Genomic DNA, 18,242 nt, shown 5'->3' with positions numbered 1-18,242 from the left:
CCGCCATTATCTACAATAGCTAGAAGTTCCTGACCGATTTCTTCCAGTTCATGTTTCACTTTAAAGAGTTTGTGCACGTAGGGGCTGGCATCATTTTCTTTGTAGATATAGCCACGATTGGTGGATAGGATAGGAGCTCCATCTGCTCGGAGAATAGCGATGTCCTGTACAATGACTTGGCGCGTAACATGAAAGTGTTCAGCCAAGGTTTGACCATTGAGAGCTTTTGGCGCCTCTTTTAACAGTTTGAGAAGAGCTTGTTTGCGATCCTTTGTCATAGTTTTTCCTTTTAGCGACGTTTTCGAAGCACTTTATAGACAGCTAGTGCTAATGTATAGTCTACCATACTATGGATGATTGTGCCAAAACCAACTAGGACAAAGAGAACATAAAACATATTTTCAACATTTGTCCCTGAAGTAGCATAAAAGATGATACAAGCTATTACTTCAGCGATAGCATGAACAACACCCAAAACAAAGTTAAAAATCCAAGATGCCTTTGGTTTATCCAAGGTTTCAGGGAATTTCTTTAAGTACAAAGCCCCCAAAGTACCAAAAACGATGTGAGAAAAGGCGCGTAGGACAATAACCATAGGGTAGCCTGCCATCAGGAAACCGAGACTAGAAGCAATAATCACAAAAGCAGCCATCAAAGGCGAAAGAAACATGGCGATAAAGATGGGGATATGACTTCCCAAGGTGTAAGAAGCCGGTGGGATAACGATTTTAAAAGGCATAATGATTGGAATCAAAATCGCTATTGCAGTGAGTAGGGCAGTCATAGTCATAAACTGCGTTTTTTTCCGTATATCCATAAGAACCTCCATTTATCTGTATATACACAAGTATAGTACAATAAATCACCAATCAAGTCAAGAAGTATTATTGATTTTTCAGGAAAATTTGGTTAAAATGTGGTAAAGAATAATAGGAGCTGAGGAGAAATTGTGATGATACTTTTTGTTTACCTAATTGTGGTAATCGTGATGATGTCAAAACAGAAAAGTGAAGGGAAAGTAGTCTCAGGTTGGACTCGTTTCCTAGTTTATAGTTTATTGGTCCTGTCGCTACTCTCTCTATTAGCAAGCAGTCTGGCTGTTTCACTTTTTAGCCTTCCTTTATTAGGTTTTCTTTTGATGGCAGCAATACTCGAAATTGCTCATTTCGTCAGATTGGTGATTGCATTTGGTTTGGTTTTACTATCTCTAACTCTATACTTGGATAGCCAAAAAAGTCAGCAACCTACACCTCTTTCGTATCAGCTCCTGCTCTTTGGCTTTCACATTCTATTGATATTTCTTATGTTTTAAATGCTAAACTCCACCTTCAGGACGAAAGTGGAGTTGTTTTTTATTTCTTCAGAGTTTCGAGACGGGGGACAATTGCTACTGTTAGAACGGCAGAGATGACAAGCTCGGCAATTGAGTTTGTAGAAATAACGGTTGCCAGGAGTTTTTGGATATTGCCATCGAAGACATTTCCAAAAAGGAAGAAGATTCCCCCGAGGACAAAGACGGTGTTGGTAAGGGAACCAAGGGCACCAGCTAGGATTAGCCCAGTTTTATTTTTCATCAGTTTATAGACCAAGTAAGGTGTCAGACCGATCAAAATGCGAGGGACAATAGCGATAATCGCAGAATAGATGTTTCCGTTCGGTACGAATGGAGAAAAGAGGTAGCTGGTTGGAAGGATGGTAATCGTGTTTACCGTTAAGCTTAGCAGTCCCATCAAGAAACCAAGTGTAACACCAACTCGTGGGCCGTAAATGATACTAGCAATGATTACTGGAATATGAACGATAGTTGGTTTAATTGGAAATGGGAAAAGATTAAATAGGAGAGAGCTCAAAAAGTGGATAACGAGCATAACTGCAAAAAAGATAGCAATTGGGGCAATGTTAGAGCGTTTGTTCATCGAGGGTTTCCTTTATTCTTTCTAATATAGTATTCAGGTCAGCTAGGGCGCCTTTGCCGTGATCGCCACAGGCTAGTAAAGATTCTTTTGGGGAGATAATCTGATAACCATAGGTCTCTAATGTTTTTAGATTAGCCTGAGTTGCAGGATGGTCATACATCTTTGTATTCATGGCTGGAGCTAAGAGTTTAGGGATGTGACTTGGTAGGGCAAGAGCCGTACTGGTCACCATGTTATCCGCAAAACCATGCGCAAGTTTGGCAATGGTATTAGCAGTAGCAGGGACAACGATAAAAAGGTCTGTTTCTTTTCCTCTTTCGATATGATTGACTTGATCAGGGTAGGGTTCCTGCATGACATCAAGGTGAACTGGATTCTGTGAGAGTACCTGTAGTGTCAAAGGCTGGATAAACTCTCTTGCCGCCTCTGTCATTAAGACAGTGACATCATGGCCATGTTTTTTCAAAGAACTGACTAAATCAGCTGCTTTATAGGAGGCTATGGAACCTGTCACTGCGATGAGAATGTTTGCCATGGCTTTCCTTTCTATGAATCGTATGTATGAATTTTCTCAAGGAGGAGGTTTGCAATTTCCTCTTTGGTTTGAACGGTTTGAAGACGATCTTTTTCAACAAAGATTGCCCGATGCTGATATGCTGAGATTTGAGTAAGATCATTCGCTATGATTAAGTCAGCCTGGTTCTTGACAAGACTCTTTCGTGCGATCTCAATGAGATAATCCTCAGAGACATCAACCAGCAATTTAAACCCAATCAGATGAATGGCAGGATTCCATTCTTTGACCAGAGATATGATTTTAGGTGTTTTCTTTAGGAATAAGACCTGAACCTCATCAGTTGAAGAAATCTTAGCTTGATGATTCTGCTTGCTTAAAAATTCTTCTAAATTAGAGCTAGCCTGAACTTCCTCAAGCCCCGTCATATAGACAGGAGTGTAGTCAGACACGGCCATTGAATGAATCAAGACTTGATAATTTTGAACACATTCTTGCATCTCAACTAGAAGGTCGTTGGTATTGTTAATTTCTCGAATGCTTAGGTTGGGATGAGCTTCTGGCTTAAGAGCTCGTTTTGTCGTTATCAAACAAACTTCATGCCCTGCAGCAAGCAAGGTTTCTGTGATGATTTTCCCCAAGCGACCTGTAGAATGGTTAGTAATAGAGCGGACACTATCAATAGCTTCACTGGTACCGCCCGATGTGACTAAAATTTTCATAGGACTATTGTACACAAAAATGATATGCAAGTCAAAGAAAGCATTTAAAAGAAAAATATATTATTATTGACATTTATAGTAATAAATAAGATAATGAATCTAAGTAAATTAATAGGGGTATTATTATGGATTTTTTTAAATTTGCAGACAACATTGCAAAGGAAGCTGGTAAAGTACTGAATGATGTCGGTTCTGCTACTAGCGAAGCTTTAAATGAAGCGAGTAAATTTACTGGAGAAGTTATTACTGAATCTGTAAAAACTATAGGTGAAGTATCAAGCCAAGTTGGTAATGTTGTCTCAGATGTCTCAGTGAAAGCTGTTGGAGTTGCCGGAGATGTAGCACATCAGATAACAAATGTGACTTCTGAAACATTTAACGAAGCTGGGAAAATAGCGAATAATACAAAAGAACAAATTGAATCGGTAGACCTTTTTAATTCTAAACTAAGACAAGAAGCTGTTGATGGATATAATGAAGCTATTAGTTGTTATAATGAGGAAGCGGATAGCTTGGCTAATAAATCAATAGAGCTTTATCAAGTTAGGGACAAAGCTATCAAAGTTGTAAAAATTGTTGAAGAAAGAATTAACAAACTAGCAAATAAACCAAAAGAGTTTGAAACAAAATTAGAAGCAATTGATGTTGAAATTCAGAATTTTGAAGATAAGCAAATTGCTATTTCACAGTCAATTAAGGAAGCTGAATTAGCAAGTGGTAGCACAGCGGCTACGGCTTCACTTAGCGCATTAGGAGTAACAGTTGCAACTTTAGGGCCTACTGCCGCTATGGGTGTTGCAACTACATTTGGTGTTGCATCAACAGGTACTGCAATTTCAAGTTTGACAGGTGCTGCAGCAAATAGCGCCGCTCTGGCTTGGTTAGGTGGTGGAAGTGTAGCAGCTGGTGGCGGTGGAGTGGCAGCCGGTAACGCATTTTTGGCATTGGCTGGTCCTGTCGGTTGGGGAATTGCAGGCGCTATGTTGACCGCTTCTGTTGGGGCGGGTGTAGTAGCTAATAGGAAAAATGAAGAAGTTGCAAAAGAGGCTATAGAGGAACAGAAAAAGGTAGAATTGTTGGCTAGACAACTTAAAGAAAAAGTAATAGAAGTTACGGAATTAATAGAACTAACTGAAAAACAAACAGAAGGAATTTATTTAGCCAATTTATCTTTAACTGGAATGGACTATAGCTTATTTACTGATGACGAAAAATATCAAGCAGGTGCTTTAGTGAATTCAACTCTATCATTGACTGCTATGGTAAATAAGGAAATTAGAATAAATGAGTAACCAGATTTTTAATCAAGCTTTTAACCAAGGTATTGGTGCATATGTCAATTGTTTAAATAACTTGAGAATTCAAGATTTACATAATGCTATGAAAATCATAGAGGATGAAGCACGCAGAGTCATCTTAAACAAGGACAATGCCTCAAAGATTTTAAACTATACGAGAGACAATATTGAAGACGTTATTTTAAAGAAGCGTGGAGGAGATTATGGTGGTCATGGCTTTATCGCTGAATTTGCAGAAGCAGGGATTGTAAATGCGAGGAGAGCCATTGAAGGGTTAAATCCTATTGTCGAAGTATTGAATGATAATGGACCAGCCGATTTATTAATTGGTAGAAATACCATTCAAATGAAGTTTTATGGTAATTTACGTGATGAACTAGCTCAATCGTTTCATTACAGTTCAAAAATGAAAATGATGTTTCCAAAAGATCACGTTCAAGTATTTGAAAAAATAATGGCTGGAGCAAAAGAAGTTGAATTGAATGGCAAGAGATTATCCATTAAACAAATTACGGATATACGCCAAATGATTAATGATATCACTGAAAGCAAGGGACTTACTTCATACAAATATTGGATGAAATCCTCTGCTCTAGATTACAAAGACGCTCAAAAAAATTCAATTCATTCTCTTATAGATTCTGAAGAGAAGAATATTCGTAAAACAGTCAGACTAAAACAACAAGAATTAAATAAAAAAAGATTAGTGACCCAAAAACATGCATTACCAAATTTAAAAGAAGCTAACAAGGTTGCAAGAAACGCAGCTTTTTTACAAGGTGGTTTAGCATTAATGTCGACTGTGTATGGAAAATACATAGAAGGAAAAAGTATCTTTGAATTCGAACAATCCGATTGGTTAGATTGTGGATTGAATTCATTAAAAGGAGTTGCAAGTGGAGCAATATCAGGATATTCAATTTACGGATTAACAAATATTTTGGGTATTAGTGCTCCAAATGCCAGTGCTTTAGTAATGGCTACTTATGGGATGATAGATGTTGTTTTGAGATTCAGATCTTCCGAAATAACTCAAGATGAACTTATGAATCTGTTGACATTAAATGTAATAGATGCTTCCTTTGCTACAATTGGTGCTTGTATTGGTCAGATCATGATTCCAATACCTGTTCTTGGTTCTGTAGTTGGTTCAATATCTACTTCAATAATTTGGGAGATAGGTAAGGGAATATTAAATGAAAGAGAACAAAGGATAATTCAAGATTACAGAGAAAATCTGAATAGTTACATAAAAACTTTAGATGAAAATTATCTTGTCATTTACAACGAAATTATAGAAAAGTATAAAAAATTGGGCGAAATACAAGCATATTCGTTTGATTTGTCAATAAATACTAAACTTAGGTTTGAGTACTCTATTGAGATGGCAGAAAGTTTAGAAATTGAAGATAATAAAATTCTCCATGATTTGTCTGAAATTGATAATTTTTTTCTTGACTAGATTATTTTCACATTCTTTATAGTCTAAAACTATAAAGCCATATAAAATTTTTCAAAGGGCCCTAAAAATCTTGAAATTCAGGATATTTACGAACGTTTAGAGAGTTTATGGATGTTAAAAATCTTGTTTTGTGTTATAATGAATTATCATATTAGAGGTTAGAGGAGTTTTGAATGAAAACAGATATTGAAATCGCACAGAGTATTGAGTTGAATCCAATCGTTGATGTTGTTGAGAAACTTGGTATTTCTTACGACGATTTGGAATTGTACGGGAAGTACAAGGCTAAGCTCAGCTTTGATAAAATTCGTGCAGTTGAGAGCAATCCAGTTGGGAAATTGATCTTGGTTACTGCCATCAATCCAACACCTGCAGGTGAAGGGAAATCAACCATTACCATTGGTCTTGCGGATGCCTTGAACAAGATTGGTAAGAAAACCATGATTGCCATTCGCGAACCGTCTCTTGGCCCAGTAATGGGGATCAAGGGTGGTGCAGCCGGTGGTGGTTATGCTCAAGTGTTGCCAATGGAGGACATCAACCTTCACTTTACTGGGGATATGCATGCCATTACAACTGCTAACAACGCTCTTTCTGCCTTGATTGACAACCACTTACACCAAGGAAATGAGCTGGGAATCGACCAACGTCGTATTCTTTGGAAACGTGTTGTGGACTTGAACGACCGCGCTCTTCGTCATGTGACCGTTGGACTTGGTGGTCCTCTAAATGGTATTCCACGTGAGGATGGTTTCGATATTACTGTTGCTTCAGAAATCATGGCTATTCTTTGCTTGGCTACGGACATCGAGGATTTGAAACGCCGTTTGGCTAACATCGTTATCGGCTATCGCTATGACCGAACACCTGTTTCTGTTGGTGATTTACAGGTTGAGGGAGCGTTAGCATTGATTTTGAAAGATGCTATCAAACCGAACTTGGTTCAGACAATTTACGGTACACCTGCCTTTGTACACGGTGGTCCATTTGCCAATATCGCTCATGGATGTAACTCTGTTTTGGCAACAAGCACAGCCCTTCGCTTGGCTGATTATACTGTTACTGAAGCTGGTTTTGGTGCGGACCTTGGTGCTGAGAAATTCCTTGACATTAAGACACCAAACTTGCCAACATCTCCAGATGCAGTTGTCATCGTTGCAACCCTTCGTGCCCTTAAGATGAATGGTGGTGTAGCTAAGGACGCTTTGACAGAGGAAAATGTAGAAGCAGTTCGTGCAGGTTTTGCTAACTTGAAACGTCACGTTGAAAATATTCGTAAGTTTGGTATTCCAGCAGTTGTTGCGATTAACGAATTTGTTACTGATACAGAAGCTGAAATTGCAGCTTTGAAAGAACTTTGTGCTTCTATTGATGTGCCAGTTGAACTAGCAAGTGTCTGGGCTGATGGGGCAGAAGGTGGTGTAGCACTTGCCGAAACGCTTGTCAAGACAATCTCAGTAAATCCAGCAAACTACACTCGTCTTTATGACAACGACCTTTCTGTCCAAGAAAAGATTGAAAAGATTGTCACTGAAATCTACCGTGGTAGCAAAGTGAACTTTGAGAAGAAAGCTCAAACGCAAATTGCCCAAATCGCTCAAAATGGTTGGGACAAATTGCCAATCTGTATGGCTAAAACTCAATATAGTTTCTCTGATAATCCAAATGCACTTGGAGCACCAGAAAACTTTGAAATTACCATTCGTGAATTGGTACCAAAATTGGGTGCTGGCTTCATCGTTGCTCTTACTGGTGATGTCATGACCATGCCAGGACTTCCAAAACGACCAGCAGCTCTCAACATGGATGTTGAAAGTGACGGAACCGTTCTAGGATTGTTCTAGTAAATTGCAATTGATTTAAATGAGTTTGGAAAAGCTATCCAAACTCATTTTCTTGTCTAGATATGAGGAGTTGTCTTCAGCTGATAATAGAGTTACTTTCTAGACGCAACCGGTCTATGTAAAGATATTTTCCCTGATTTCTGATATAATAGAAACATTGACTTCAAGAGTAAGGAAGAGAAAATGAACGCATTATTGAATGGAATGAATGACCGTCAAGCCGAGGCGGTGCAAACGACAGAAGGGCCCTTGTTAATCATGGCGGGGGCTGGTTCTGGAAAGACTCGTGTTTTAACTCACAGAATCGCTTACTTGATTGATGAAAAGATGGTCAATCCTTGGAATATCTTGGCCATTACCTTTACCAATAAGGCTGCTCGTGAGATGAAGGAGCGTGCCTATGGGCTCAATCCAGCTACTCAGGACTGTCTGATTGCGACCTTTCACTCCATGTGTGTTCGTATCCTACGTCGCGATGCGGATCATATTGGCTACAATCGTAATTTCACCATTGTAGATCCTGGTGAACAGCGAACCCTCATGAAACGAATCCTCAAGCAGTTAAACTTGGATCCTAAAAAGTGGAATGAACGGACCATTTTGGGAACCATTTCCAATGCTAAGAATGACCTGATTGATGATGCCGCATATGCTGCTCAAGCTGGTGATATGTATACGCAAATCGTGGCTCAGTGTTACACAGCCTATCAAAAAGAGCTTCGTCAATCTGAGTCGGTTGACTTTGATGATTTGATTATGCTGACCCTGCGTCTCTTTGATCAGAATCCTGATGTTCTGACCTACTATCAGCAGAAGTTCCAGTACATTCACGTTGATGAGTACCAAGATACCAACCATGCACAGTACCAACTGGTCAAACTTTTGGCTTCACGCTTTAAAAATATCTGCGTGGTCGGTGATGCAGACCAATCTATCTACGGTTGGCGTGGGGCTGATATGCAGAATATCTTGGATTTTGAGAAAGACTACCCTAACGCCAAGGTTGTTTTGTTAGAAGAAAATTATCGTTCAACAAAAACCATTCTCCAAGCCGCCAATGACGTCATCAAAAACAATAAAAATCGTCGTCCTAAGAATCTCTGGACTCAGAATGCGGATGGAGAGCAGATTATTTACTATCGCGCAAATGACGAACAGGATGAGGCTGTTTTTGTAGCAAAAACCATCGATGAACTTGGTCGTAGTCAAAACTTCCTCCACAAGGATTTTGCAGTTCTTTATCGGACTAATGCGCAATCCCGTACCATTGAGGAAGCCCTGCTCAAGTCCAATATTCCTTATACCATGGTTGGTGGGACTAAGTTCTACAGCCGTAAGGAAATCCGTGATATTATCGCTTATCTTAACCTCATTGCCAATTTGAGTGATAATATCAGTTTTGAGCGCATTATCAACGAGCCTAAACGCGGAATTGGCCCAGGAACCGTTGAGAAAATTCGCGGCTTTGCTAATATGCAAGACATGTCTATGCTGGATGCTTCAGCCAATATCATGTTATCAGGAATCAAGGGGAAGGCAGCACAGTCAATTTGGGACTTTGCCAATATGATTTTGGATTTGCGAGAAAAACTGGATCAATTAACTATCACCGAGCTGGTTGAGGCTGTTCTAGAAAAAACAGGTTATATCGATATTCTCAATGCCCAAGCGACCTTAGAAAGCAAGGCTCGGGTTGAAAATATCGAGGAATTTCTATCTGTTACCAAGAATTTTGACGACAATCCTGATAGTCAAGAAGAGGAAACAGGTTTGGACAAACTCAGTCGTTTCTTGAATGACCTTGCCCTGATTGCGGATACGGACTCTGGTAGTCAGGAAACATCGGAAGTGACCTTGATGACCTTGCACGCAGCTAAGGGACTTGAGTTCCCAGTTGTCTTTATCATTGGGATGGAGGAAAATGTCTTTCCACTTAGCCGTGCAGCTGAGGATCCTGATGAACTGGAAGAAGAACGCCGTTTGGCCTATGTCGGTATTACACGCGCAGAAAAGATCCTTTATCTGACCAATGCTAACTCTCGCTTGCTTTTTGGGCGTACCAACTACAATCGTCCAACTCGTTTTATCAATGAAATTAGTTCGGACTTGATTGAATATCAAGGCTTGGCTCGTCCGGCGAATACTAGCTTTAAGGCATCTTATAGCAGTGGTGGAGTGGCCTTTGGTCAAGGTATGAGCCTAGCTCAGGCCCTTCAAGAACGGAAACGGAATGCTGCACCAAGCTCTATCCAGTCAAGTGGTCTTCCGTTTGGACAGTTAGCAGCCGGAAATAAAAAAGATTCAAGCGATACCAACTGGTCTATTGGGGATATTGCTCTCCACAAGAAGTGGGGAGAGGGAACTGTTCTGGAAGTCTCTGGTAGCGGTGATACTCAGGAGTTGAAAATCAATTTCCCAGAAGTGGGGCTGAAAAAACTCTTAGCCAGTGTAGCTCCAATTGAGAAAAAAATCTAATTTTCCATCCTTCTCACGAATAATAAAGTGAGGAGGATTTTTATGTACAGCATTTCATTCCAAGAAGATTCACTTTTGCCTAGAGAAAGACTGGTTAAAGAAGGAGTAGAGGCACTGAGCAATCAAGAATTGCTAGCAATTCTACTCAGAACCGGAACGCGTACGGCCAATGTTTTTGAAATTTCCCAGAGAGTCTTGAATAGTCTTAACAGTCTAACTGATCTGAAAAATATGACCCTGCAGGAATTGCAGAGTCTGTCTGGTATTGGACGGATTAAAGCCATTGAACTACAAGCAGTGATTGAACTGGGACACCGCATTCACAAACATGAAACCCTTGAGATGGAAAGTATTCTCAGTAGTCAAAAGCTAGCCAAGAAAATGCAACAGGAACTTGGCGACAAAAAACAAGAGCACCTAGTGGCGCTCTATCTCAATACTCAAAATCAAATCATCCATCAGCAAACTATTTTTATCGGATCTGCGACACGCAGCATTGCTGAACCGAGGGAAATTCTTCACTATGCCCTCAAGCATATGGCTACCTCCGTGATTCTCGTTCACAATCATCCATCTGGTGCAGTATCTCCTAGTCGAAACGACGATCATGTCACTAAGCTAGTCAAGGAAGCCTGCGAACTGATGGGTATCGTTTTCTTGGACCATCTGATTGTCTCTCACTCGGATTACTTTAGTTACCGTGAAAAGACGAATCTAATTTAGAGTTCATTAACAACATAGTCAAATAGCGTTTTATCTTTGGGGCGATTTTCAAAGAGAAATTCAGGATGCCATTGGACACCAAGATAAGGAAAACCGTCCGTAGTTGTCACAGCCTCGATAACTCCATCTTTAGGATCATGTGCTACAACCTTAAGATTTGAAGCTAAATCTTTAATGCTCTGGTGGTGGAAGGAGTTGATATGAGAGATTTCTCCATAGATCTCTCGGAGAATTGTATCAGGTTCCGTTACGAGGCGTTGTGTTGTGTATTCGGCTGAACAGTCCTGCCAATGATCCTCGATATCTTGGTGAAGCGTGCCTCCCATGGCGACATTGAAAAGTTGAGTACCCCGACAAACAGAGAAAATTGGTTTCTTCTGCTTAATCGCTTCTTTGATAAGTGCTAGTTCAAAAATATCTCTTTGAAGGTGGTAGTCATCACTATCAATAGCCTTTGGTTCACCATAGTATTTTGGATCAACATTTTGCCCACCCGTTAAGATGAGCTTATCAATGATACTGATGTAATGGGTAGCCATTTCTTGATCACCAATCGGTAGGATGATTGGAATTCCGCCAGCGTCCTTGACTCCTTCAACAAAGCCTTTTGCTGCATAGCTCATCATGATGTCATCATCTGGATGAGCTTTTTCATTTCCTGTAATCCCAATAACTGGTTTTTTCATAAATGCTTTCGCTTTCTAATCCTCTTTACGCATAAAATAGAGGAGGGTTTGGAGTTCGCTTGTCAAATCGACATACTGAACGACCACATCTTTTGGGAGGTGAAGGTGAACGGGGGAAAAGCTGAGAATACCTTTTATGCCTGCATCAACCAAAAGATTGGCAACTTCTTGTGATTTAATACTTGGAACTGTTAGGATAGCAGTTTTGACATCTGCTTCTTTGATTTTTTCTTTAATCTGTGAGATACCATAGATTGGAATCCCATCTGGTGTTTGACTTCCAACTTCTGGATGGTCATCTAGGTCAAAGGCCATGATAATTTTCATCTTGTTACGCTCGTGGAATCGGTAGTGGAGAAGGGCATGGCCCATATTTCCAATCCCAACCAGCATAACATTTGTAATTGAGTTATCATTTAGGAGATCCGCAAAAAAATTCATCAATTTTTTGACATCGTAACCAAAACCACGACGACCTAGTTCGCCAAAATAGGAAAAATCCCGACGAACTGTCGCAGAATCGATACCGATAGCCTCTGCAATTTGCTTGGAGTTGGCACGTTCGATTTTTTCTGCATGAAATCTCTTGAAAATTCGATAGTAAAGAGAGAGTCTTTTTGCTGTTGCTTTTGGAATAGCAGACTGTTTATCTTTCACAAAATCACAACCTTTCTATTCTTCTATTTTATAGAAACATTGTGAAAAAATCAACAAAAACAAGAAAAAACTAAGAAATTTCTTAGTTTTTATCTGAAAAATGAACTTGTGATAGAAAACGGTAGAGATCGCCAACCAATCCTTGATAAATCACCTTATCATTCAGCGTTAAGGAGCTGATTAGGAGAGTATCAGGTAGGGTCACACAGCCTGATAGAGATAACATAAGCTCTTCGTAATCCTTATATTCAAGTGTACGTTCTACGTGATAGTTATCTTGATAGGTAAGTCGATACATAGTCAATTATCTTTCTTCTTTAGTGAAGATACCGCGTTCTACTAAACTGTCCATGAGGAAGTAGAATTTTTCCTGATGAATGTGGTTGTCTTCTGATTTAAAGATATTAACCAAACGAAGGCCTGACTTGTCAGTGATGTTGAGTTTAGCACCTGTAAGGTCTTTGTTGATGATGATTTTTAGCTTGAAACCTTCACCGCTGTTGGGTACTTTCTCAAGCAAACGAGTCAGTTCGAAGTTTCCAACTTTTGTTTCAAAGAAAGTATTATCTTTCAGTGTGAACTTTTTGACAGTTGGGCTAAGTGTGTAGTCGTAGCGGCAGTTTTGTAGTTTAATGGTTTTTTCGAATGCCATTAGATTAATCTCCAATAATATTTTTTAAGGTTTGTGCGAGTTGTATCAGTTCATCCTCGGTGTTAAGAGGAGAGAGACTGATACGGACAGATTCTTTCAATCGATGTGAATCTGGTCCATAAAATGCTTCAAGTACATGACTGGTTTGCACAATACCAGCAGTACAAGCCGAACCGGTAGAAATTGAAATTCCTTCAAGATCTAACCGAAGTAAAAGTAAATCATTTTTCTGACCAGGAAAACCGATATTAAAAACATAAGGCAGTTGGTCTTGACTTTCATTGAGATAGTAGTCTAAATCGGAAATCTCTTTTAGAAAAATAGATTTAAGTGCGCTTAGTTTTTGGTAATGCTCAACTTGGTCATTCAAATCCTCTTTGAGAGCAGAGACCATACCTACAATGGCAGCGAGGTTTTCTGTTCCAGCCCGTTTCTTTTGTTCTTGGTCTCCACCGTGAAGGTAGGAATCAAAGTCCGCGGAAGAAGCATAAAGAAATCCGACTCCTTTTGGTCCATGGAATTTGTGGGCAGAAGCGCTGAGGAAATCAATTCCTAACTCCTCTGGATGGATAGGAATTTTCCCAATAGCTTGAACAGCATCTACATGATATGCAGCAGGATGATCTTTTAAAATACGTCCAATCTCAGCGATAGGTAAGAGACTTCCTGTTTCATTATTAGCATACATGGTGGAAACGAGGATGGTATCGTCACGTAAGGCTTCTTGAATTTGCTGGGCAGTTATTTCTTGATTTACTGGTTGGATGATAGTTGCTTCAAAACCAAAATGTTGAACCAGATAATCGATAGTCTCAAGCACAGAATGGTGTTCAATAGCTGTAGTAATGATATGTTTTCCACGTTCTTGATGACGGAGACAATAGCCGATAATGGCTGTATTGTTACTTTCTGTACCGCCAGATGTAAAAAAGATATGTTGAGGTTTGGTTCCTAGTAAGTGGGCTAAGTCTTGACGAGCTTCTCGCAAGAGTTTGCCAGCCTGCCGACCATGACTATGAATACTAGAAGGATTACCATGAGTTTCTTGCATGACCTTGGTCATTTCAGAAATAGCTACTGCTGACATAGGAGTTGTAGCAGCATTGTCCAAATAAATCAAAGAATCACCTTATTTCTTTTTGTTGTAAGCAAAGAGTGGGCTGACTGGTTTTCTTTCATGGATGCGGACGATAGCATCTCCGATTAATTCGCTAGCAGTAATGTAACATACATTTTCTGGAGTCCTTTCTTTGGTCGCTACTGAGTCTGTCACAAGGATTTCTTTGATGTTTGTAGCGTCAAGAAGGTCTGCTGCCCCTTCAACAAATAAACCGTGACTAGATACTGCATAAATCTCAGTTGCGCCTTCACGTTCAACGATTTTGGCTGCTTCAGAGAAAGTACGACCAGTATTTAGGATATCGTCAATCAAGATAGCCTTTTTGCCTTCAACATCCCCAATGATATAGCCTTCGTTACGATCAGAATCGTCTTGGGCGTAGTCAATGATAGCGATAGGAGCATCAAGGTATTCAGCCAAACTACGTGCACGTTTAACACCAGAGTTCTTTGGACTAACCACAACAACATCAGAACCAAGAAGCCCTTTATCACAGTAGTGCTTAGCAAATAGAGGAACAGTATAAAGATTGTCTACAGGAATGTCAAAGAAACCTTGGACCTGAACAGCGTGGAGGTCAAGCGTTAGAACACGGCTTACACCAGCTTTGACAAGCATATTGGCAACTAGTTTTGCAGTGAGGGGTTCGCGAGAAGAAGCGATACGATCCTGACGCGCATAACCAAAGTAAGGGAGGACAACGTTGATACTATGAGCACTTGCACGTACACAAGCGTCAACCATGATTAACAACTCCATCAAGTGGTTGCTAACAGGGTAGCTGGTTGACTGGATGATGTAGACGTCGTAACCACGGACACTTTCTTCAATGTTGACCTGGATTTCGCCGTCAGAAAATTGACGAGAGGATAATTTCCCGAGAGGTACACCAACTGTATCCGCAATCTTTTGAGCGATTTCATGGTTAGAGTTTAGGGTGAAAAGTTTCATGTTGTTTCTATCTGACATTATAGACCGTCCTCTGTAAACTTTGTGAATCTTCTTTGAGAAAGTTTTGTTTTTCAAAGCCAGATTCTTTTATTTTTATCTTTTCTATTTTACCAAAAAAAGGAGATTATTTCAGCTTTTTTTCATGCTTTTAATAAAACGAATTAATTTTGAAGGAGCTTTCTGATAGGTTATCTGATTTTCATCTAAAAATCTCTGAAAATCTTCTTTCCCTTTTTCATGGTCGGTGACTTCAAGTTCGAGTTCATAGTCCGTCTGGTCAAAGTATTGACTTTCATCTAAGGCCATTAAGCCAATCTCAGTTTTCATTTCATAACGAAGGGTGGAAAGGCAACCTAGAACAAGCCAGTCATGGCTTTCGATGCCAATCTTAGAGAGCTTCTCTAGAACGAGACCTGGAGGTAGTTTTGGTTTTTCTAGGTACGATTCAGCTTCTGGAAGAGTTAGTTTCTGGTTGTATTCCATATTTCCTACAGTTTGAGGCACTTTTAAGGTCAATTCCGCCCAATCTGCAAAAGTGCGAATGCGCATGGCAACCTTCTTTTCACGCAATTGGAAATCTGGTGTGTCAATGTAGTAGTTCTTCTGAAGAACGGGTTGGATATGGGAAAACTGTTTTTTTAGATGATCATATTCCTCTTTTTTCAGAAGTGTTTTCAATTCTATTTCTAAATGTTTCATTTTTTCAACCTTTTCTATATCTTTGAAAGCGATTTATGGTATAATGGACAATGTATTTATTGTATACGAATGTACTGAAAAAATCAAAGATTTTCGACAGAGCAATCAAACATTACAAGGGAGAAAGTATGACCATAGAATGGGAAGATTTTTTAGATCCTTACATTCAGGCTGTTGGTGAATTGAAGATTAAACTTCGGGGGATTCGCAAACAGTATCGTAAGCAAAACAAGCATTCTCCGATTGAGTTTGTAACGGGTCGTGTCAAACCGATTGAAAGTATCAAAGAAAAAATGGCTCGTCGAGGAATAACTTATGCAAGTCTAGAACACGATCTGCAAGACATTGCTGGTTTACGTGTCATGGTTCAGTTTGTTGATGACGTTAAAGAGGTAGTTGAGATTCTACGTAAACGCCAAGATATGAGAATCGTTCAGGAACGAGATTATATCACTCATCGTAAGGCTTCGGGCTATCGTTCTTATCACGTGGTTGTCGAATACACGGTTGATACGATCAACGGGGCGAAGACGATTTTGGCGGAGATACAAATACGGACTTTGGCCATGAATTTCTGGGCTACGATTGAACACTCACTCAATTATAAGTATCAGGGTGATTTTCCAGAAGAAATCAGAAAAAGACTGGAAATCACAGCGAAAATAGCCTATCAACTGGATGAAGAAATGGGTAAGATTCGTGATGATATCCAGGAAGCGCAGGCTCTCTTTGATCCATTGAGCAGAAAACTAAACGATGGTGTAGGAAATAGTGACGATACAGATGAAGAATACAGGTAAACGAGTTGACCTCATAGCAAATAGAAAACCACAGAGTCAGAAGGTTTTGCATGAGCTAAGGGAAAAACTAAAGAAACAACATTTTATACTGAACGATACCAATCCCGATATCGTCATTTCCATTGGTGGTGACGGGATGCTTTTGTCTGCCTTTCACAAGTATGAGAATCAGTTAGACAAGGTTCGATTTGTAGGTGTTCATACAGGGCATTTGGGTTTTTACACAGATTATCGTGATTTTGAGCTGGATCAATTGGTGACCAATCTTTTACTAGATACTGGAGCCAAAGTTTCTTATCCAGTCTTGAATGTTAAGGTAACGCTTGAAAATGGAGAGGTGAAAATCTTCCGTGCTTTAAATGAAGCGAGTATCCGTCGATCAGACCGCACCATGGTTGCGGATATCATCATTAACCATGTTCCGTTTGAGAGATTTCGTGGAGATGGAGTGACTGTTTCAACGCCGACGGGAAGTACCGCCTACAACAAATCCTTGGGTGGAGCTGTCTTACATCCTACCATTGAAGCCTTGCAGTTGACGGAAATAGCAAGCCTTAATAATAGAGTCTATCGCACTTTGGGATCATCGATCATTATTCCCAAAAAAGATAAGATTGAACTTTTGCCGACACGCAATGATTACCATACGATATCAGTCGATAACAGCGTCTATTCCTTCCGTAATATCGAACGGATAGAGTATCAAATCGACCATCACAAGATTCACTTCGTAGCGACTCCAAGCCACACTAGTTTCTGGAATCGTGTCAAAGATGCCTTCATCGGCGAGGTGGATGAATGAGGTTCGAATTTCTCGCAGATGAGCACGTCAAAGTCAAAACATTCCTCAAGAAACATGAGGTTTCTAAGGGACTTTTGGCTAAGATTAAGTTTCGAGGTGGGGCTATTCTGGTCAATGGCCAACCTCAAAATGCGACTTATCTCTTAGATATTGGAGACAGGGTAACTATTGACATTCCAGCGGAGGAAGGGTTTGAGAGTCTTGAAACAATTGAGCGTCCACTGGATATTCTCTATGAGGATGATCATTTTCTGGTTTTGAATAAACCTTATGGAGTAGCTTCCATCCCCAGTGTCAATCATTCCAATACCATTGCGAATTTTATCAAGGGCTATTATGTCAAGCAAAACTATGAAAACCAGCAAGTTCACATCGTGACTAGGCTTGATAGAGATACATCTGGTTTGATGCTTTTTGCCAAGCACGGCTACGCTCATGCACGTTTAGACAAGCAACTGCAACGAAAGTTTATCGAAAAAAGGTATTTTGCACTTGTTAAAGGAGATGGTGTCTTGGAGCCAGAGGGGGAGATTATTGCCCCGATTGCGCGTGATGAAGATTCCATTATCACAAGGCGGGTTGCCAAAGGTGGGAAATACGCTCATACGTCTTACAAAGTTGTAGCGTCTTATGGAAATATTCACCTAGTCGATATTCGCCTGCATACTGGACGAACTCATCAGATACGAGTGCATTTTTCCCATATTGGCTTTCCTTTGTTGGGAGACGATTTGTATGGTGGTAGTCTGGATGACGGTATCCAACGTCAGGCTCTGCATTGTCATTATTTATCTTTTTATCATCCTTTTCTAGAGCACGATTTGCAACTAGAAAGCCCCTTACCGGATGATTTCAGCAATCTTATTACTCAGTTATCAACTAATACTCTTTAAAAACTATTTGGAGTATAATTTATTTTCT

Annotated in this window: 21 protein-coding genes; 9 read left to right on the top strand and 12 right to left on the bottom strand. The window is 39.9% G+C overall.

What is annotated here, in order from left to right:
* Window positions 1-278 (bottom strand): transcription repressor NadR (locus GMD3S_RS0206335; protein ID WP_025172964.1); only part of this gene is annotated, 278 nt, incomplete at its 3' end.
* Between the two features lie 11 nt (window positions 279-289).
* Window positions 290-817: an ECF transporter S component gene (locus tag GMD3S_RS0206330; protein WP_000354640.1), complete on the bottom strand. Its 528-nt coding sequence runs from the start codon at window positions 815-817 to the stop codon at window positions 290-292.
* A 135-nt stretch (window positions 818-952) separates the two neighbouring features.
* Between GMD3S_RS0206330 and GMD3S_RS0206325 the strand changes: the two genes are divergently transcribed.
* Window positions 953-1,312 carry a hypothetical protein gene (locus GMD3S_RS0206325; protein ID WP_000600206.1) on the top strand — a complete coding sequence of 120 codons (360 nt, stop codon included), beginning with the start codon at window positions 953-955 and terminating at the stop codon, window positions 1,310-1,312.
* Between the two features lie 40 nt (window positions 1,313-1,352).
* On the opposite strand, the gene GMD3S_RS0206320 is transcribed toward GMD3S_RS0206325, so the two are convergent.
* From GMD3S_RS0206320 to coaB, 3 genes are read right to left on the bottom strand one after another with little or no spacing between them, the layout of a single operon-like run.
* On the bottom strand, window positions 1,353-1,916 hold the full coding sequence (locus tag GMD3S_RS0206320; protein ID WP_001042719.1) for an ECF transporter S component: 564 nt from the start codon (window positions 1,914-1,916) through the stop codon (window positions 1,353-1,355).
* Window positions 1,900-2,451 carry a phosphopantothenoylcysteine decarboxylase gene (coaC, locus tag GMD3S_RS0206315; protein ID WP_001274049.1) on the bottom strand — a complete coding sequence of 184 codons (552 nt, stop codon included), beginning with the start codon at window positions 2,449-2,451 and terminating at the stop codon, window positions 1,900-1,902. Before coaC ends, GMD3S_RS0206320 begins: the two co-directional genes overlap by 17 nt.
* An 11-nt stretch (window positions 2,452-2,462) precedes the next feature.
* A complete protein-coding gene (coaB, locus tag GMD3S_RS0206310; RefSeq protein WP_000699511.1) occupies window positions 2,463-3,152 on the bottom strand; it encodes a phosphopantothenate--cysteine ligase in 690 nt (229 codons plus the stop codon).
* A 125-nt stretch (window positions 3,153-3,277) separates the two neighbouring features.
* On the opposite strand from coaB, the gene GMD3S_RS10410 reads away from it, so the two are divergent.
* The 5 genes from GMD3S_RS10410 (at window position 3,278) to radC (ending at window position 10,954) form a co-directional block, all read left to right on the top strand.
* A complete protein-coding gene (locus GMD3S_RS10410; protein WP_000345295.1) occupies window positions 3,278-4,444 on the top strand; it encodes a hypothetical protein in 1,167 nt (388 codons plus the stop codon).
* Window positions 4,437-5,912, top strand: a complete 1,476-nt coding sequence (locus GMD3S_RS0206300) for a hypothetical protein (protein ID WP_000070715.1) — start codon at window positions 4,437-4,439, stop codon at window positions 5,910-5,912. The genes GMD3S_RS10410 and GMD3S_RS0206300 overlap by 8 nt, the downstream gene beginning before the upstream one ends.
* Window positions 5,913-6,085: 173 nt before the next feature.
* On the top strand, window positions 6,086-7,756 hold the full coding sequence (locus tag GMD3S_RS0206295; protein ID WP_000845303.1) for a formate--tetrahydrofolate ligase: 1,671 nt from the start codon (window positions 6,086-6,088) through the stop codon (window positions 7,754-7,756).
* A gap of 183 nt (window positions 7,757-7,939) precedes the next feature.
* Window positions 7,940-10,231, top strand: a complete 2,292-nt coding sequence (pcrA, locus tag GMD3S_RS0206290) for a DNA helicase PcrA (protein ID WP_000992895.1) — start codon at window positions 7,940-7,942, stop codon at window positions 10,229-10,231.
* Between the two features lie 42 nt (window positions 10,232-10,273).
* Window positions 10,274-10,954, top strand: coding sequence for a RadC family protein (gene radC / locus GMD3S_RS0206285; RefSeq protein ID WP_000286949.1), 681 nt, complete (start codon window positions 10,274-10,276; stop codon window positions 10,952-10,954).
* Here radC and GMD3S_RS0206280 read toward each other — a convergent pair.
* The 7 genes from GMD3S_RS0206280 to GMD3S_RS0206250 form a co-directional block, all read right to left on the bottom strand.
* Window positions 10,951-11,640 carry a gamma-glutamyl-gamma-aminobutyrate hydrolase family protein gene (locus GMD3S_RS0206280; RefSeq protein ID WP_000743322.1) on the bottom strand — a complete coding sequence of 230 codons (690 nt, stop codon included), beginning with the start codon at window positions 11,638-11,640 and terminating at the stop codon, window positions 10,951-10,953. The genes radC and GMD3S_RS0206280 overlap by 4 nt on opposite strands.
* A 15-nt stretch (window positions 11,641-11,655) precedes the next feature.
* Complete coding sequence (locus tag GMD3S_RS0206275; protein WP_000653408.1) at window positions 11,656-12,297, bottom strand: redox-sensing transcriptional repressor Rex; 642 nt, start codon at window positions 12,295-12,297, stop codon at window positions 11,656-11,658.
* Window positions 12,298-12,379: 82 nt separating this feature from the next.
* Complete coding sequence (locus tag GMD3S_RS0206270) at window positions 12,380-12,595, bottom strand: DUF4649 family protein (RefSeq protein ID WP_000286094.1); 216 nt, start codon at window positions 12,593-12,595, stop codon at window positions 12,380-12,382.
* Window positions 12,596-12,601: 6 nt separating this feature from the next.
* The gene (locus GMD3S_RS0206265) at window positions 12,602-12,949 is read right to left on the bottom strand and encodes a DUF1831 domain-containing protein (RefSeq protein WP_000863523.1); all 348 of its coding nucleotides are present in this window, start codon (window positions 12,947-12,949) and stop codon (window positions 12,602-12,604) included.
* A gap of 4 nt (window positions 12,950-12,953) precedes the next feature.
* Window positions 12,954-14,069, bottom strand: coding sequence for a cysteine desulfurase family protein (locus tag GMD3S_RS0206260; protein WP_000639677.1), 1,116 nt, complete (start codon window positions 14,067-14,069; stop codon window positions 12,954-12,956).
* A 9-nt stretch (window positions 14,070-14,078) separates the two neighbouring features.
* Window positions 14,079-15,038: a ribose-phosphate diphosphokinase gene (locus GMD3S_RS0206255; RefSeq protein WP_001283843.1), complete on the bottom strand. Its 960-nt coding sequence runs from the start codon at window positions 15,036-15,038 to the stop codon at window positions 14,079-14,081.
* 111 nt (window positions 15,039-15,149) lie between these two features.
* Window positions 15,150-15,719 carry a CYTH domain-containing protein gene (locus GMD3S_RS0206250; RefSeq protein WP_000681304.1) on the bottom strand — a complete coding sequence of 190 codons (570 nt, stop codon included), beginning with the start codon at window positions 15,717-15,719 and terminating at the stop codon, window positions 15,150-15,152.
* 128 nt (window positions 15,720-15,847) lie between these two features.
* On the opposite strand from GMD3S_RS0206250, the gene GMD3S_RS0206245 reads away from it, so the two are divergent.
* The 3 genes from GMD3S_RS0206245 to GMD3S_RS0206235 are packed head-to-tail and all read left to right on the top strand — an operon-like array spanning window position 15,848 to window position 18,214.
* Window positions 15,848-16,519, top strand: coding sequence for a GTP pyrophosphokinase (locus GMD3S_RS0206245; RefSeq protein ID WP_000151547.1), 672 nt, complete (start codon window positions 15,848-15,850; stop codon window positions 16,517-16,519).
* The gene (locus tag GMD3S_RS0206240) at window positions 16,503-17,321 is read left to right on the top strand and encodes an NAD kinase (protein WP_000799063.1); all 819 of its coding nucleotides are present in this window, start codon (window positions 16,503-16,505) and stop codon (window positions 17,319-17,321) included. The genes GMD3S_RS0206245 and GMD3S_RS0206240 overlap by 17 nt, the downstream gene beginning before the upstream one ends.
* The gene (locus GMD3S_RS0206235) at window positions 17,318-18,214 is read left to right on the top strand and encodes an RluA family pseudouridine synthase (RefSeq protein ID WP_001210022.1); all 897 of its coding nucleotides are present in this window, start codon (window positions 17,318-17,320) and stop codon (window positions 18,212-18,214) included. Before GMD3S_RS0206240 ends, GMD3S_RS0206235 begins: the two co-directional genes overlap by 4 nt.
* The last annotated feature ends 28 nt before the right edge of the window (window positions 18,215-18,242 follow it).

Origin of the sequence: Streptococcus sp. GMD3S (genome assembly GCF_000298695.2) — a bacterium.
GTDB lineage: Bacteria > Bacillota > Bacilli > Lactobacillales > Streptococcaceae > Streptococcus.
This window is presented reverse-complemented; position numbering and strand designations above follow the sequence as displayed.

Coding starts and splice junctions, on each gene's coding strand:
- GMD3S_RS0206255 (WP_001283843.1), bottom strand. CDS start 15,038: ATGTCAGATAGAAACAACATGAAACTTTTCACCCTAAACTCTAACCAT.
- GMD3S_RS0206330 (WP_000354640.1), bottom strand. CDS start 817: ATGGATATACGGAAAAAAACGCAGTTTATGACTATGACTGCCCTACTC.
- GMD3S_RS0206325 (WP_000600206.1), top strand. CDS start 953: ATGATACTTTTTGTTTACCTAATTGTGGTAATCGTGATGATGTCAAAA.
- radC (WP_000286949.1), top strand. CDS start 10,274: ATGTACAGCATTTCATTCCAAGAAGATTCACTTTTGCCTAGAGAAAGA.
- GMD3S_RS0206265 (WP_000863523.1), bottom strand. CDS start 12,949: ATGGCATTCGAAAAAACCATTAAACTACAAAACTGCCGCTACGACTAC.
- pcrA (WP_000992895.1), top strand. CDS start 7,940: ATGAACGCATTATTGAATGGAATGAATGACCGTCAAGCCGAGGCGGTG.
- coaB (WP_000699511.1), bottom strand. CDS start 3,152: ATGAAAATTTTAGTCACATCGGGCGGTACCAGTGAAGCTATTGATAGT.
- GMD3S_RS0206320 (WP_001042719.1), bottom strand. CDS start 1,916: ATGAACAAACGCTCTAACATTGCCCCAATTGCTATCTTTTTTGCAGTT.
- GMD3S_RS0206295 (WP_000845303.1), top strand. CDS start 6,086: ATGAAAACAGATATTGAAATCGCACAGAGTATTGAGTTGAATCCAATC.
- GMD3S_RS0206240 (WP_000799063.1), top strand. CDS start 16,503: ATGAAGAATACAGGTAAACGAGTTGACCTCATAGCAAATAGAAAACCA.
- GMD3S_RS0206245 (WP_000151547.1), top strand. CDS start 15,848: ATGACCATAGAATGGGAAGATTTTTTAGATCCTTACATTCAGGCTGTT.
- GMD3S_RS10410 (WP_000345295.1), top strand. CDS start 3,278: ATGGATTTTTTTAAATTTGCAGACAACATTGCAAAGGAAGCTGGTAAA.
- GMD3S_RS0206250 (WP_000681304.1), bottom strand. CDS start 15,719: ATGAAACATTTAGAAATAGAATTGAAAACACTTCTGAAAAAAGAGGAA.
- GMD3S_RS0206280 (WP_000743322.1), bottom strand. CDS start 11,640: ATGAAAAAACCAGTTATTGGGATTACAGGAAATGAAAAAGCTCATCCA.
- GMD3S_RS0206235 (WP_001210022.1), top strand. CDS start 17,318: ATGAGGTTCGAATTTCTCGCAGATGAGCACGTCAAAGTCAAAACATTC.
- GMD3S_RS0206270 (WP_000286094.1), bottom strand. CDS start 12,595: ATGTATCGACTTACCTATCAAGATAACTATCACGTAGAACGTACACTT.
- GMD3S_RS0206300 (WP_000070715.1), top strand. CDS start 4,437: ATGAGTAACCAGATTTTTAATCAAGCTTTTAACCAAGGTATTGGTGCA.
- coaC (WP_001274049.1), bottom strand. CDS start 2,451: ATGGCAAACATTCTCATCGCAGTGACAGGTTCCATAGCCTCCTATAAA.